The sequence below is a fragment of the Streptomyces sp. NPDC026659 genome, assembly GCF_040638245.1.
In the GTDB taxonomy this organism is placed as follows: Bacteria; Actinomycetota; Actinomycetes; order Streptomycetales; family Streptomycetaceae; genus Streptomyces.
Map to the genome: position 1 here is coordinate 406,789 of NZ_JBEZXY010000004.1, position 15,730 is coordinate 422,518.

The 15,730-nt window shown below is 70.8% G+C and carries 10 protein-coding genes and 1 other RNA gene; 1 reads left to right on the top strand and 10 read right to left on the bottom strand.

The genetic code is table 11. The features are described from left to right. Window positions 1-36 precede the first annotated feature (36 nt). The 6 genes from AB0E91_RS13925 to ftsE form a co-directional block, all read right to left on the bottom strand. Complete coding sequence (locus AB0E91_RS13925) at window positions 37-4,920, bottom strand: RICIN domain-containing protein (protein WP_361779988.1); 4,884 nt, start codon at window positions 4,918-4,920, stop codon at window positions 37-39. 324 nt (window positions 4,921-5,244) lie between these two features. Further along, window positions 5,245-5,613, bottom strand: a transfer-messenger RNA (tmRNA) gene (gene ssrA, locus AB0E91_RS13930). A gap of 104 nt (window positions 5,614-5,717) precedes the next feature. Further along, entirely contained in the window at window positions 5,718-6,248 is a 531-nt protein-coding gene (gene smpB, locus AB0E91_RS13935; protein WP_361780156.1) for an SsrA-binding protein SmpB, read from the bottom strand. A gap of 97 nt (window positions 6,249-6,345) precedes the next feature. After that, on the bottom strand, window positions 6,346-7,521 hold the full coding sequence (locus AB0E91_RS13940) for a S41 family peptidase (RefSeq protein ID WP_361779991.1): 1,176 nt from the start codon (window positions 7,519-7,521) through the stop codon (window positions 6,346-6,348). Between the two features lie 68 nt (window positions 7,522-7,589). After that, window positions 7,590-8,510, bottom strand: coding sequence for a permease-like cell division protein FtsX (gene ftsX, locus AB0E91_RS13945; RefSeq protein WP_361106539.1), 921 nt, complete (start codon window positions 8,508-8,510; stop codon window positions 7,590-7,592). 34 nt (window positions 8,511-8,544) lie between these two features. Then, window positions 8,545-9,234, bottom strand: coding sequence for a cell division ATP-binding protein FtsE (gene ftsE, locus AB0E91_RS13950; RefSeq protein ID WP_018549716.1), 690 nt, complete (start codon window positions 9,232-9,234; stop codon window positions 8,545-8,547). A 233-nt stretch (window positions 9,235-9,467) separates the two neighbouring features. Here ftsE and AB0E91_RS13955 point away from each other — a divergent pair, with 233 nt between their 5' ends. Next, the gene (locus AB0E91_RS13955; RefSeq protein WP_161179891.1) at window positions 9,468-9,662 is read left to right on the top strand and encodes a hypothetical protein; all 195 of its coding nucleotides are present in this window, start codon (window positions 9,468-9,470) and stop codon (window positions 9,660-9,662) included. A 100-nt stretch (window positions 9,663-9,762) separates the two neighbouring features. On the opposite strand, the gene AB0E91_RS13960 is transcribed toward AB0E91_RS13955, so the two are convergent. The 4 genes from AB0E91_RS13960 to AB0E91_RS13975 form a co-directional block, all read right to left on the bottom strand. Then, complete coding sequence (locus AB0E91_RS13960) at window positions 9,763-10,572, bottom strand: hypothetical protein (protein ID WP_361779996.1); 810 nt, start codon at window positions 10,570-10,572, stop codon at window positions 9,763-9,765. A gap of 324 nt (window positions 10,573-10,896) precedes the next feature. Then, a complete protein-coding gene (gene prfB / locus AB0E91_RS13965; RefSeq protein WP_361779999.1) occupies window positions 10,897-12,003 on the bottom strand; it encodes a peptide chain release factor 2 in 1,107 nt (368 codons plus the stop codon). A 347-nt stretch (window positions 12,004-12,350) separates the two neighbouring features. After that, window positions 12,351-13,574: a serine/threonine-protein kinase gene (locus AB0E91_RS13970; RefSeq protein ID WP_361780002.1), complete on the bottom strand. Its 1,224-nt coding sequence runs from the start codon at window positions 13,572-13,574 to the stop codon at window positions 12,351-12,353. Window positions 13,575-13,990: 416 nt separating this feature from the next. After that, on the bottom strand, window positions 13,991-15,688 hold the full coding sequence (locus AB0E91_RS13975) for a protein kinase (protein ID WP_361780005.1): 1,698 nt from the start codon (window positions 15,686-15,688) through the stop codon (window positions 13,991-13,993). Window positions 15,689-15,730 lie beyond the last annotated feature (42 nt).

Below are 15,730 nucleotides of genomic sequence, written 5' to 3' on the forward strand. Positions count from 1 at the left end.
CCCCCGGCCCACCTGTTCGGACAAGTGCCGCCGGTCTCAGCCGGCCAGGTACGCCGAATAGACGACGTAACCCGACGGATGAGGCTTGCCAACGTATCTCAACTGGATCACCACCTTGTTGCCGGCTTCGACGTTCTGCGGGCCGTTCCTGACCCATTTACGGCCGAGGGACCCCCTGTCCGCGAGGGTCCAGGTGATTTCTTTCAGGTCCGTGCGCGGGTCGAAGTAGCCACGGTCGCCGTTCTTGCCGAACTTGTTCCTCATCTTGCTCAGCCAGCCGTCCAGACCCCGAGGGTTGCGGGCGATCCACTGCTGGAACGCCTCGTTAACGGACCTCAGGGCGGTCGCCTCGTCGGTCCATCGGGTGGCGATACCGCTCTTGGTGCCATCGGCCTTCGCCGCCATGGCCTCGTCGCCGGGCCGGACGTGGTCGGTCAGGGTATGCGCCCCGCCGATACCTTCGTCGGCGACGATGTTCAGGCAGTTGTGAACCAGTACGTCCTCGGGAGCCTGCCCCCGGGTCCGTACGAAGAAGGTGTGCAGTCCATCGACCGTGAGGTCGAACACCCGCTTGTCGACCGGACGGTCATGGAGCGATGTCACCCTCCTGAGGGTCCCGTCCGACGTGCGCAGCGAGTCGCCCACCGCCAGGTCGGAGACCGTGGTCCACCCCCGGCCCCCGACGTAGAACCTGTGCCCCGGCGTGCTCGTGACCATGGAGCCGACCACACCGATGTCCGTCAACCGCCCGGTGTGGTGGGAAAACGCGTCCGTGACCGGTTCCGGCCGGAGCTCACCGGTGGCGGGGTCACTTGCGAGAACCAGATCACCCTCGCGAACGAACCGGATCGCCTTCCTGCTTCCGTCCGCCATAAGCACCCGCGTGTCGCCGGGAAAGCTGTTGACCGGACAGGCCGTTCTCGCGTCCTCATACACCCGGACGGTCGCCTCGATCCTGGAGAGCGTCGCGGCATCGATGTCCAGCGCCCTGAGCGCCTTCATCGCGTCGGACACTCCGACCCCCGTGCGCAGTGCGGCGTCCACGCCGCGGATCGCCTCGGTGATCTTGGCGATGGGGCCGCCCACCGGGAGCCAGGTCGCCGCCCAGGCGCAGTCACCGTAGCTGCCGCTGCCGTCGCCGTTGAGCTTGTGGTAGCAGCCGGTGAAGTCGCCGATGATCGACTTGAAGATGCCCTTCCAGACGTCCTCGGTCACGTCCCACGCGGAGACCTTGACCGTCTTGCTGAGGTTGGGAATGGTCTTGGTCGTCAGGAAGACGGTGTCCTCGGACGGGCAGCCGGCCTCGGTGGCGGGCACGTCCGGGTCGAGGCACAGGTAGTAGCTGACCACCGCGTCGAAGTGCGCGACGAACACGAGGGTGTTGCAGTCGAGACCATGGCACTCGTTGGGCAGCCGCTCCGGCTCCCCGCGCGGTTTGATCTCGTCGATGACGGAGAACACCCCTCCGACACCGGTCGACGCGCCCGTCTGCACCTGCTTGTTCGCATCATCCCGCTGTGCCTGCTCGTACGCCTCCTGCGCCGAGTCGGCGTATTTTTGGGCGTCCTTGGCCGCTTCCTCCGCCTTGGTGGCCTCGGCATCGGCCCGGTCGGCCGCCGCGCGGGCGTCCTTGGCCGATTGCTCCGCCTCGGACGCGGCGCTGCGAGCCGCGTCGGCGTCCAGTTCCGCCTGGTCGGCCAAGTCACGGGCGTCCTTGGCGTAGCCCTCGGCACGACCTGCGGCCCCGTCGGCCGCGTCGGCGTCGACACCGGCCTGCCGGTCGTACTCGATGGTGTTGGCCAGTGATGTCTGGGCGTCGGCGGCCGCCTTGGCCGCTTCGGCCGCGTAACCGAGCGCCTCCTTGGCGGACTTCTGGGCATCGGCCGCGTGCCCAGCTGCCTCGGCGGCGATGGTGTACGCGGCCTTGGCGTCGCCGCTCGCCGCGTTCGCCGTGCTCTTCGCCTGCTCGGCGGCCTTCTGCGCGTTGGTGGCGTGTGCGTCCGCGACTGCCTGCTGCTGCTCCGCGATCGACTTCGACGACTGCCCGATCAGCACCGCGAGGCCCGCGGCGGAGTCCGTGGTGACGTAGGGCGAGCCGAGCTGGATCGCGTCGTTCGCCGGGGCGGCCACCTGCTCGGCCGAGTGGTGCGCGTCCGCGGCCGCCTGCGCGGTGACATGGGCGTGCCCGGCCGCGTCGGCCGAACCGGCGAGCGCCTTGGCGGCCTCGGCACGGGCCGTGTCCGCCTGCTTGCGGGAGTCGGCCGCATGCTGCTCCGCCTCGTCGGCCAGCCTGACCGCCGCGCGGGCGGAGTCGGCCGCGCTCTGCGACGCCTTGATCGCGTCGGCGGCTGCGCTGGTCGCGGTCCGTACGGCCGCGTCGGCCTTGAGCTTGGCGGCCTTCGCCGCGTCGGCGTCCGCACGAGACCGTCCTGCCGCGGCCTCGGCGCGGGTCGCCGCAGCATCGGCGTCGGCCGCCGCCTTGGTCGCCGCGTCGGCCTCGGTACGGGCCGACGTCGCCGCGGACTCGGCGTTGTCGGCGGCCTTGTCGGCCTGGTCGGCGGCCGCACGAGCGTCCTGCGCGTCGGCATCGGACTCGTGGGCGTCGGCGTAGGCGTCCTTGGCATCGGCCTTGGCACGGGCCGCGTTCGCCTGCTCCTTGGCGTCCCAGGCATCGTCCCGCTTCGCCTTCGCCCGGTCGCGGGCCGCCTCGGCGTCCTCGCGCTTGCCCCGGGCTGTGGACTCCGCGGCCTCCGCCTTGTCCTGGGCATCCTTGGCCGCGCTCGCGTAGCCTTCGGCGTTCTTGCGGTGTTCGGCGGCGTCGGCCCGCCTGGCCGCGGCGGTCTCCTTCTCCGCCTTGGCCGTCTTCTCCTCGGCTTCCGCCGCGAGACGCTTGGCGTGCGCGGTGGCGGCCGCGGCCTTCGCGTCGGCCTCGGCCTTCTGCGTCTCGGCGAGCTTCGCGCGGGCGGTGTCGCGGGCGTCCTTGGCGTTCTTCGCCTGTACGGCGGCCGCATCGGCAGCGGCCTTCGCCTGCTCGTTGGCCGCCTGCGCGGCCGCCGTGCGAAACGCCGCCTTCGAGGCGGCGGCCTCCGTCAGCGCCCGGGCGGCGATGGTCCGGCTGTCACCGGCGGCGGCGCGGGTCGCCGCGTAGGCAGTTTCGCCGGCCTTGGCCATGGCGTCGAGGGCGGCGGCCGACGCCTTCGTCACCTGGGCCTTCTGCTGTCCGACCAGCAGAGCACGGCCCCGTGGCGCGCCCTGCTGGTCGGCGATGGTGTAGGCGGCCTGCAGGGCGGTGTCCGTGGTGGTGGCGTCCTTCTTCGCCGCCGCCGCACGGGACTTGATCAGATCAAGCTGCTTCTTCGCCTCGGCCTGAGCGCTGCTCACGCCCTTCGTCGCCTGGTCGAACTGGGCCTTGGTCGGGTAGTCGAGCTGGTCGGTGCCGTTGTGGCCGGACGGCGTCATGTCGAACTTCTGCGGATCGGTGCTCTTGCAGTCCCAGATCCGCGCGTCCCGGCCGGTGCTGTAGTCCTGGAGATCCAGGCACTTGCCCAGGCCCTGGTTGCGCAGAGCGGTGGTGCCGTGGGTGCCGTAGGTCCACTGCTGACTCGCGCGGGTGGCGCACGTCTGGATCTGCACGGCCGTCCCGTTGGCCGTGCCGCCGCTCTTCACGTCGAGGCACTTGCCGGAGTTGACGTTGACGAGGGCGTCGCCGCTGATGGTCCACTTCTGCCCCGCGCTGCCGTTGCAGGTGTAGATCTGCACGGGGGTGCCGTTGTCCTTCTTGCCGCCACCGACCTCAAGGCACTTGTCGGAAGCCGCGTGGACGTGCACGACCGTCGGGCTGTCACCGATCCAGCCCGGGCCGCCGGCCGACCAGTAGTCCTGCCAGCGAGTGAGGTGGTCGGCGACCCAGGACTGGCCGAGCATCTCACCGAGGGACGTGGCGCCGTCCGCGAGGGCCTTGGTGGCGTCGCGGTTGGCGTCGAGGACCAGGTTGCGCTGGACTGCCTGGCCCGCGATCTCCCGCTGCCACTCCTCCGACGCGGTGGACACCTCCTTGCCGAGGACCATGTTCGGGTCGACCGGAGTGCGCCACGCGCAGGCGGCGAAGCGGGATTTCAGGTCCTCGACGGCGATCCGGAATTCCAGGCTTCCCGGCTCGGGCGCGGTGCGCGCAAAGCCGCCGGAGGACAGGAAGAGGCGGGCGTTGTCGGCGCCGGTGGGCTCGGAGCTCCAGTCGACGAGCCGCCGCCACGCCTCGTGTTCCTCGTACGCCTGCTGCCACTGCGGAGTGGGCAGTTGCGGGTCGGGGTCCGCGCCGTAGAGCGGGGTGCCGAGGTCATGGACGGCCTTGACCGTGGCCTCGTCCGCAGGGGGCGTGGGGTCCTCGTAGAAGTCCCCCTCGCTGCGCCACCACTGGTCGCCCGCCCACTTGGTCAGGCCCGTCTGATCGAAGAAGTCCTCGCCGTTAGGGATGCCGGGGGGCCATTCGAAGTCGGTGACACTGTTGAAGCCGCCGGGGTAGGACAGCCCGGAGATCTTCCAGGAGTTCACCCGCTTGATCTGAGCGTCCCCGGCCTTGTCCAGGAGATCCCGGTCCTGCTTGAAGCCCTTGGCGAGCGGGGTGTCGTTCCAGTACTGGGGATCCGCCGCGGTGTGCAGTCCGTCCGCAGGCTGGTTCAGGCCGCTCTGGGCGATGCCGGACATGGTCGGGCCGCCGAGTCGCAGCACTCCGGCCATCCGGCACTGGTCCTCGCGCACCTGCTGGGCGGCCTTCGCGTCGAAGCCGTCGTAGCTGTCGGCGACGGGCTGGACACCGGCTGGAGGGCCGGACGGTTCCGGCCGCACCCCGAGGAGCGCCAGCACAGCGGCCACGAGAAGCACTGGCACGGAGCGGGTGACCAGCACCCATCTGAACAGCATGAACATGCCAACTCTGACCCTGCAACGCAGGGTTGTCTGCACGTGCGGCATCACGAAGTGATCCTCCCCCAGGGCGACGGAGCCCTCCGGTCGCCTGTCGATGTGCACGAGAACGGAGTGGTCGGCCCCGTCAGGCACGGTCGCCACCTTAAACACGTAATGACACCGCGAGAAAGGATCAACAAGCGAGATGGCCAGGAACCGTCATACGCGGCCAGAACTGATCAACACCGGGAGGATGCCGTGACATGACGAAGGCCCCGCCGCTGGTTAGCGACGGGGCCTTTGCCCACATGGGGTGCGGAGAGCTCGCAAGCTCTCCGATCGTGGAGATGGCGGGAATCGAACCCGCGTCCACCGGTGCGGAAACAGGGCTTCTCCGTGTGCAGTTCGCTTCGATTTTCTCGGCCCCGGAGATCACGCGAACAAGTCTCCGACGGGCCCAGCCACTGTTAGATTTCCCTTTTCACCCCGTGACCGGGATCAAGGTTTAGTCCCCTAGCTGATGCCAGGATCCGGGTCGGGAACAGCCCCGGGCTGACACTTCGCAAGTCGCTACTTAGGCAGCGAGGGCGAAGGAATCGCGCTTGGTGTTGGCGATTATTGGTTTCGGCCTGTGGTTTACGAGATCATGGCCGCTTCCTCGACACGCTTCCCCTGCTTCGACATCCGCTGTCGAAACCGATCATCCCCATGTTGTTTTTTCAAGTGCCTCCGGTGAGGGAGGCGCGCACCCGCTGTGAGGTGCAGGTCCATCGTAAAGGAACAACGGCGCGGCACGCCAGCGTATTCCCCGGTCAGCCGCGCTGGCGCCGCTTCGCCGCCGCGATGGCGCGGTCGGACTCCCGGCGGTCCTGCTTCTCGCGCAGGGTCTGCCGCTTGTCGTACTCCTTCTTGCCGCGCGCGAGCGCGATCTCGGCCTTGGCCCGGCCGTCCTTGAAGTAGATCGCGAGGGGCACGATGGTGTGACCCGTCTCCTGGACCTTGGACCCCAGCTTGTCGATCTCCTCGCGGTGCAGGAGCAGCTTGCGCTTGCGGCGCACGGAGTGGTTCGTCCAGGTGCCCTGGAAGTACTCCGGGATGTGGGCGTTGTGCAGCCACGCCTCGTCGCCGTCGATCTGGACGAAGCCGTCGGTCAGCGAGGCCCGTCCCTGGCGCAGCGACTTCACCTCGGTGCCGGTCAGGACGATGCCGGCCTCGTAGGTGTCGATGATCGCGTAGTCGTGGCGCGCCTTCTTGTTCTGCGCGACCATCTTGCGCTTGCCGTCCTTGGCCGCCTTCGCGGCTCCCCCGCCCTGCTTGGGCTGGGACTCCTTCGGTACGTACATTCCCTTGCTCATAGTGCCCACATTTTCTCACCGGACAGGGGGTGGGAGGGAAGCGTATTTCGGTGCCCGCGCGGAGTGTCCGCGAGGGGCGCAACGTCTACGACGGGTCGCCGAGCCCCGTCAGCACCGTCTCCGCCCGCTCCAGCGCCCCCGCCCCCGCGTCCAGGTCCGGGGTGATGCCCCGGCCGTCCACGGCGTGACCCAGCGGAGTGCGGTAGTGGCCCACGGTCAGCTCGGCCACCGAGCCGTCGGGCAGGTCGGTCGGCATCTGGACCGAGCCCTTGCCGAAGGTGCGGGAGCCGATCACGACCGCCCGGCCCCGGTCCTGGAGCGCGCCGGTGAGCATCTCGGCCGCGCTCATGGTGCCGCCGTCGACCAGGACGACCAGCGGGCGGGCGGTGTCCCCGCCGGAGGCGGCGTGCAGGGCGCGCTGGGCGCCGTCCACGTCGTAGGTGGCGACCAGGCCGCCGTCGAGGAAGGCGGAGGCGGTGGACACGGCCTCGGTGACCAGACCCCCCGAGTTCCCGCGCAGGTCGAGCACGACCCCGGTGCCGGCGGGCGCCCGGCGGACCGCGTCGCGCACGGCCCCGGCGGAACCCTTGGTGAAGGCGGCGACCCGGACGACGGCGACACCGGCAACCGGGCGGGTCACGGTCACGGGGTCGGTGGACAGCCGCGCCCGGTGCAGCGTCAGGCTCCACGCACGGTCCCCGCGCCCGATCCCGAGCACGACCGGCGTTCCGGCTGCCGCGTCCTCGGCGTCACCGCGCAGTAAGGAGACGACCTCGGTGACCGGGAGCCCCTCCACCGCGCGGCCGTCCACACTGCGCAGCCCGTCGCCCCGGCGGATGCCCGCACCCGCGGCGGGCGAGCCGGACCGGACCCGGGTCACCTCGATACGGCCGTCCCGCCCGCGCCGCGCCCACAGCCCGACGCCGGTGTACTCGCCGTCCAGGGCCTCCTGGAACTCCGCGTACTCGCCCGAGGAGTAGACGGCGGCCCAGCGGTCCCCGCTGCGGCTGACGGCCCGTTCGGCGGCCTCCGTCGGGGACTCGCCCGCGGCCATCGCCTCGGCGGCGGCCCGGCGGACGGCCTCGTGGTGGGCCACACCGGACGGCGCACTCCCGCGCGCGGCCTCGCTCTCGCGCTCCTGGCCGTCCTCCGGCAGCGAGCCGGTCACCGCGCCCGCCGCGAGCACTCCCGCGAAGACCAAAGCCAGCGCGGCCCCGCGGCGGTTGCGGCGGGGCCGGCGGAACAGCTCGCGGCCTGACATGGCGGTGAGTCTAGGACAAGGCGAAGGGCCCTACGGACGGATGCCCGTACGGCCCCTCTTGGTATGTGTCACACCTTCAGATACTTGCGCAACGCGAAGAACCCGGCCAGCGCCGGCATCAGCACGCTCGTCGCGAGGATCAGCGGCAGCTTGGTCAACACCGCGTCCCAGCCGACGAAGTTGATGAGCGTCAGCTTGTTGGACAGGGCCATGCCGTGGTCGATCGTGAAGTACCGGCCGACCACCAGGAACACACAGGCGAGGGTTCCGCCGATGAGTCCGGCGACCGCGGCCTCCATGATGAACGGCGCCTGGATGTAGAAGCCGGAGGCGCCGACCAGCCGCATGATGCCGGTCTCGCGGCGGCGGCTGAACGCGGAGACGCGGACGGTGTTGACGATCAGCAGCAGGGCGACGATCAGCATCATCGCCATCACGCCGAGCGCCGCGCGGTTCATCAGGTTGAGCAGCTGGAAGAGGTTGTCCAGGATGCCCTTCTGGTCCTGCACGGACTGCACGCCGTCACGCCCGTTGAACGCGGTCGCGATGACCTGGTACTTCTGCGGGTCCTTGAGCTTGATGCGGAAGGACTCCTGCATCTGGTCCGGCGTCAGGGAGCTGGCCAGCGGGGAGTTTCCGAACTGCTCCTTGTAGTGCTTGTACGCCTGGTCCTGCGACTCGTAGGTGACCTTCTGCACGAGCGTGGTCATCTTGCCGAGGTCGGAGCGGATCTGCTTCTTCTGATCCTCGGTGACCGCGCCCTTGGCGCAGTTGGCGTCCGACTGCGCGTCGCTCTTGTTGCACAGGAAGATCGAGACGTTGACCTTGTCGTACCAGTAGCCCTTCATGGTGCTCACCTGGTCGCTCATCAGCAGCGAGCCGCCGAACAGGGCCAGGGAGAGGGCAACGGAGACGATGACCGCGAAGGTCATCGTCAGATTGCGGCGGAGACCGACTCCGATCTCCGACAGGACGAACTGGGCGCGCATGGCGTCTGGTCGAGCCTTTCCGTCGTGAACTTGCTTAGTGCTGGTAGCCGTAGACGCCGCGAGCCTGGTCGCGCACCAGACGTCCCTTCTCCAGCTCGATGACGCGCTTGCGCATCTGGTCCACGATGTTCTGGTCGTGCGTCGCCATGACCACCGTGGTGCCTGTCCGGTTGATGCGGTCGAGCAGCTTCATGATGCCGACGGAGGTCTGCGGGTCGAGGTTGCCCGTGGGCTCGTCCGCGATCAGCAGCTTGGGCCGGTTGACGAAGGCCCGCGCGATGGCGACGCGCTGCTGCTCACCACCGGACAGCTCGCCCGGCCTGCGGTCCTCCTTGCCGCCGAGTCCGACGAGGTCGAGGACCTGCGGCACGGACTTGCGGATCTCGCCCTTGGACTTGCCGATCACCTCCTGGGCGAAGGCCACGTTCTCCGCGACCGTCTTGTTCGGCAGCAGACGGAAGTCCTGGAAGACCGTCCCCAGCTGGCGGCGCATCTGCGGCACCTTCCAGTTGGACAGGCGGGCGAGGTCCTTGCCCAGGACGTGCACCTGGCCGTGGCTGCACCGCTCCTCGCGCAGCAGCAGCCGCAGGAAGGTGGACTTGCCGGAGCCGGACGACCCCACGAGGAAGACGAACTCGCCCTTCTCCACTTCCAGGGACACGTCCCTGAGGGCTGGACGGGTCTGCTTGGGGTAGACCTTGGAGACACTGTCGAATCGGATCACGGATGCACCACGGGTCGCCGGGGGTAGATGAGCGTGACCATACGCGAACCGGCAGTGCCTACGCAGGGCCCGGTCGTGTTGGGCGACACTTGTGCGTTTTTGTACGGGCCACCGGGGCCCGCTTTCCCGGGCGCCCGCGCTCTTTCCCGGTGAACCTGGCAGAGTGGAGGGGGAACGTTCTGGTTCCACACGACGTTGTACGGGGTGAGGGCCTGCACGAGGAGGGCGAGCGCATGACGTACGACCGGTTGGTGTGCGCGAACTGCGCGGCGCCCGTGAGCGAGGGCCGGTGCCCGGTGTGCCGGGCCAGCCGGGAGCGGCTCCAGCAGCAGAACTTCCTCGCGGGGATGAACCCGGTGGCGCTGATCGCGCTGCTCGTGGTGCTGATCGCCGCGGTGGCGCTGCTGGCGCACCAGACGGGGCTGTAGCGGGCGGCCGGGGGCCGCACAGGACGCCGGAAGGGCCCGGAGCATGTGGATCATGCTCCGGGCCCTTCGCGTTACGTCAGAGGGCTGTCCGTGACCGCGCTCAGGCGGCCGCGCCGCCCCGGCCGCCCGCGAGACGCGGGAGGAAGCGGAAGGCGACGCCGCCCGCGATCATCGTGGCCGCGCCGGCGAGCAGGAACATGGTCTCGCCCGCACCGGTCTCGGCCAGCTCCTTGTTGTCGCCGCCCTGCGGGGCGGTGTCCGAGCCGGTGTCGGTGAGCGCGGAGGTGCCGGCCTCCTGGGCGGTGTTGTCGTTACCGCCGTCCGGGGTGGTGTGGTTGCCGCCCGTGGAGGAACCGCCGCCGGTGGAGCCGCCGTTGCCGCCGGTGCCACCGGTCGAGCCGGAGCCGCCGCCATTGCCGCCGGAGGTGTCGCCGCCCGTGGTGGAGCCGCCGTCGATGCCGCCGATCGTGCTGGTGGTGCCACCGTCGGTGGTGGTGCCGCCATCGGTCGACGCACCGGTGGTGCCACCGTCGGTCGACGCACCCGTGGTGCCACCGTCGGTCGACGCACCCGTGGTGCCGCCATCGGTCGACGCACCCGTGGTGCCGCCATCGGTCGACGCACCCGTGGTGCCGCCATCGGTCGACGCACCCGTGGTGCCACCGTCGGTCGACGCACCGGTGGTACCGCCGTCGGACGACTCGCCCGTGGTGCCGCCGTCGGACGACTCACCCGTGGTGCCGCCGCTCGTGCCCGGGTCCGGGCAGTTCGGGTCGGTGGAGACGATGCCGCAGGTCGGGTCGGGGTTCGGGTCGGCCGTCGCCACACCCGTGATCATCAGGGACGCACCGGCCGCCACCACGGCACCGGCGGCGATCCGCGCGACGCGTATCCGCGTCTTGTTCGTCATTGGTTGCTACCCCCAGTAGCTGAATCATCAAGGAGGCCGCGCATGGGACTGGCCGTGCTCGACGGGGGCAGCAGGCGGCTCCGGAACCGACGTACGCGTACGTGCCGTTCCCGGGCCATCTCATTCCCCCGGTTCACATGCGCCCCAAGAGATGCGCATACCGCGATGCACCATTCCCATTTTTCAAAGCAACGTCAAGGCCGTTGCGAGCGCAATGTCCGATGGGTGGGCGTATGCCGGGGGTTGAGGGACTCAACTGTGACGTAAAACGCCGGACATACGACAACTGCCGCCCCGAGGGCGGCAGTTGTCATGTCGACAAACTTACTTCTCCTGCTGCTTGCGCCAGCGAATTCCGGCCTCCAGGAAGCCGTCGATCTCGCCGTCGAGCACGGACTGCGGGTTGCCGACCTCGAACTCGGTGCGCAGGTCCTTGACCATCTGGTACGGGTGCAGGACGTACGAACGCATCTGGTTGCCCCAGGAGCTGCCGCCGTCGCCCTTCAGGGCGTCCATCTTGGCGCGCTCCTCCTGCCGCTGGCGCTCCAGCAGCTTGGCCTGGAGCACGTTCATGGCCGTGGCCTTGTTCTGGATCTGGGAGCGCTCGTTCTGGCAGGAGACCACGATGCCGGTGGGGAGGTGGGTCAGCCGGACCGCGGAGTCCGTCGTGTTCACGCCCTGGCCGCCGGGGCCCGAGGAACGGTAGACGTCGACGCGCAGGTCCGACTCGTCGATCTCGACGTGGTCGGTCTGCTCCACGACCGGGAGCACCTCGACGCCCGCGAAGGACGTCTGGCGGCGCCCCTGGTTGTCGAACGGCGAGATGCGCACCAGACGGTGCGTGCCCTGCTCGACCGAGAGCGTGCCGTACGCGTACGGGATCTGGACGGCGAAGGTGGTCGACTTGATGCCGGCCTCTTCGGCGTACGACGTCTCGTAGATCTCCGTCTTGTAGCCGTGGCGCTCGGCCCAGCGCAGGTACATGCGCTGCAGCTGCTCGGCGAAGTCGGCGGCGTCCACGCCGCCCGCCTCGGCGCGGATGTTGACCAGCGCCTCGCGGGAGTCGTACTCGCCGGACAGGAGGGTACGGACCTCCATCTCGTCCAGCGCCTTCTTCACCGCGACCAGCTCGGACTCGGCCTCGGCCAGGGTGTCCGGGTCGTCCTCCTCCTCGGCCATCTCGAAGAGGACGGAGAGATCGTCGATCCGCCCGCGCAGCGCCTCCGCCTTCCTGACCTCGGCCTGGAGGTGGGAGAGCTTGCTGGTGATCTTCTGCGCCTCGTCCGGGTTGTCCCAGAGGGACGGCGCGGCCGCCTGCTCCTCGAGCACGGCGATGTCTGCCCTCAGCTTGTCGAGGTCCAGGACGGCCTCGATCGACTCCATGGTCGAGGAGAGGGACTTCAGCTCTTCGGATACATCGACGACTGCCACGCTCCCAGCGTAACGGCTCCGCCGGGTGCGGAGGTCCCGTGGCTGGGGTGCGCTGGTTTGTGCGGGGCGTTGCAGCGCGGGTACTGGGGGCTGCCGCCCCCAGGCCCCCGCTTCGGCCCTGAACGGGCCTCGTCCTCAAACGCCGGACGGGCTGGATGGTGCCGAGCCCGGGCTGCGAAGCGCCGGAGGACACGCACCGTCACCGGTTCGCCCACCCTCGCGCACTCCCTCCAGCACCCCGTCGGGCGCCTCACCCCAGTGCCCCGCCCCAAGACCTCGCCTCTCTGCCGACCGAGACGGGCGGGTGGGTGGGTGGGAAATGGAGGCTGGGGCGGAGCCCCAGGGAGTCAGGGGGTCGATGTCGTCTGGGTGTTCTGGGGTGGCTGGTCGTCGCTCGACGTGGCCCAGACCCCGTAGCCGACCGCTGCTACGAGGAGCGTGCCCGCGATCGTCAAGGTCAGTTTGCGGCGGCGGGCTGCCGCTCGGTGGCGGGCGGAGCCGGGGCGGGGGGCGCCGGAGGGGCGCGGGGCGCGAGCGGTGCCGTGGGCGCCGCCGGCGAGTTCGTCGGGGGCGGGGACGCGCATGGAGGTGTGGGTGTCGCGGTTGGAGTCGGGGCGGGCGCCGGGGACGAGGGAGACGGCGCCGCGGCGGCGTACGGGGGTGCCCGGGGCGGTGGCGGGGAGCGGTTCCTCGGGGGCTCCCTCCCCCTCCTCGGAATCCGGCTCGTCCACCTCCAGCGGGGGCAGGCCCGCGAGGGAGGGGAGCTGTTCCCGCAGACGGGCGGCCAGCTCGGACGCGCGGAGGCGGGAGGCGGGGCCCTTGGCGAGGCACTGGACGATCAGCTGCCACAGTTCCTCGGGGATGCCGGGGAGCGGGACGACCGTCTCGGTGACATGGCGCCGCAGGACCGCGCCGGGGTGGCCGCCGCCGAACGGGGTGAAGCCCGCGAGGAGTTCGTAGAGGACGGTCGCGAGGGCGTAGATGTCCACGGCGGCGCGGGGCGGGAGGCCCTCGACGATCTCGGGGGCGAGATAGTCCGGCGTGCCGATGATCTTCGTGGCGCGGGTGCGCTTCGGGGTGTCGATGAGCTTGGCCACGCCGAAGTCGGTGAGCAGCGCGGGGTGGGCGCCGCCGGGGCCGAGGGGGCCGCGCATGTCGAGGAGGATGTTCTCGGGCTTGACGTCGCGGTGGACGACACCGGCGGCGTGCGCGGCGGCGAGGCCGTCCGCGACGTCGGCGACGATCGCGACGGCGGCCACGGGCGAGAGGCGCCGCTCGCGCTCCAGCCGGGTGCGCAGGTCGGTGCCCCGGACGAGGTCCATGACCAGGGCGAGGTCGTTGCCGTCGACCACCAGGTCGCGCACGGTGACGATGTGCGGGTGCTCCAGGCCGAGCAGCGCCGTGCGCTCCTGGACGAAGCGTCCGACCAGCTCCTGGTCCGACGCGAGGTCCTCGCGCAGCAACTTGACCGCGACGGGGCCGTCCGGCCCCTCGCCCAGCCACACCGTCCCGGCGCTGCCCCGTCCCAGGATCTGGTTCGCGGTGTACCGGCTGCCGATCTTCCGTGCCAAGACTGCTCCTACAGACGCGCGTTGCCGCCGCCGCGGCATACCGGGACGCGGGGCACGCCGCGGCCCCACCCCGGGCCCCCGGACGACACACGAGGACTCCAGGGCGACAAAACTACGCGTCCGACGGCCCCACCTTCACCGCGGAGCCGGAAATCACCCTCCGGATGTCGACAAGTCCCCAGACTCGGGTGTCCGGAGTCACGCCCTGGACGGGTCGTCCACCCCGCTCCGGGACGATTCCGATCACCTGACATGCCATGCGGGTCCGATCACCTGACATGCCATGCGGGCGCCGCCCGGTCCGAAGCCGCTCCGCGCGGAGGGGGCCCACTCGGACACGGCCCGGCCGCGACCGCACGAACGCGACGTCGGCCGGGGCGGACGCCACCCCGGCCGCACGGACGCGTCGGTTGCCGCTACGACCCGCTGCCGCCGGACGAACTCCCCAGGTCGCCGATCCAGTCGCTCACCGAGCCGACCCAGGAGCTGAGCTGGTCCCAGTAGCCCTTGCCCTGGCCGACCCACTCGTGGAGGGGGGTCAGGTCCCAGATGAGCCAGCCGGCCACGAAGAGGATGACGAGGGTGAAGAGGCAGCCCTTGAGACACCCGAGGCCGGGGATCTTCATGGGGTTGGCACCGCGCTGGCGGGGGGCCCGGGGTTCGGGGGCCGGGCGCTGCGGGGCGGGAGGCGCGTAGCGCTGCTGGGGCTGGGGCTGGGGCGCGTACTGCTGGGGCGGCGGCGCGTACTGCTGGGGCTGGGGGGTCTGGCGGCGCTGCTGGGGCTGCTGCGGGCGCGCCTGCGGGGCGGGGTGCTGCTGCTGGGGGCGGGCGACCTGCCGCTGAGGGCGGCGGCGCAGCGGGTCCTCGTCCGGGTCGATGTACTGGACCTGGGTCTGGTCGTTGCGGTCGCGGGCGGCGCGCAGCTGGGTCTGCCAGGGGTGGGGCTGGTCGGGCGGGCCCTGCTGGTCCTGGCCGTAGCCGCCGTAGGGGCCGGTCTGGCCGGGCTGACCGGGCTGGTTCTGCGGCACCGGGGGCATGACCGCCGTCGGGTCGGCCGCGCCGGCGGGGCCGGAGAAGCCGGTGTTCGGCAGGACGCTGGTGGCCGCGTTGGGGTCGTAGGCGCCGAAGGGGCCCTGCGCCGCGTTGGTCGGCAGCACCTGGGTCGGGTCGGCGGAGCCGGGCACGCCCGGGACGGAGGCCGGGGCCGGGTCGGGGGCGAGCAGCGCGCCCACGCCCTCGGCGGCGGCGATCTGCGCGGGGTTGGCGTGCACCCCGACGCCCTCGGCGACGACGCGCAGCGCGCGGGCCAGGTTCTCGGCGCTGGGCCGCTCGGCGGGGTTCTTGCGCAGGCAGCGCTCTATGACCGTCCACAGCGGGTCGGGGATCGTGGAGGGTCGGCGCGGCTCGGCGCTGAGGTGCTGGTGCAGCACCTCCAGGGCGGTCGCGCCGGAGAACGGCGGGCGGCCGGTGACCAGTTCGTAGAGCAGGATGCCCGCGCCGTAGATGTCGACGGCGGAGGTCTGCGGGCGCCCCTCGGCGGACTCGGGCGCGACGTAGGCCGGGGTGCCGACGAACTCGTGGGTGCGGGTCAGGCCCGGGGAGTCGGCGAGGCGGGCGATGCCGAAGTCGGTCAGCATCGGGTGCATCTGGTGGTCGTACTGGCGCAGCAGCACGTTGGCGGGCTTGAGGTCGCGGTGGACCACCCCGTCGGCGTGGCTCGCGGCGAGCGCGTCGGCGACCTGCGCGGTCAGCAGGGCGGCGGCCACCGGGGAGAAGGGGCCGTTCTCGCGCAGATAGCGGTGCAGGTCGGGGCCGTCCACCAGGTCCATGACGAGGGCGAGCAGATCGCCCTCGACGACCAGGTCGCGGACCTGGACGATGTTGGGGTGGGTGAGCCGGAGCAGCACGGAGCGTTCGCGCAGGAAGCGCATCACGATGTCCGGGTCGCTCGCCAGCTCCTCCTTGAGGACCTTGATGGCGACGGTCTCGCCGGGGGCGCCCTGCACGGCCGCCTCGGCGCCCGCGGTCTCCCGCTGCCGGGCCCGCCAGACAGTGCCGGTGGCGCCGCGCCCGAGAGGCTCCTCGAGCAGGTACTTACTGCCGACTGGCCGCACGTCACGCGCTCCCTGCTGCTTGCTGGCTGCTTGCTGGCTTGC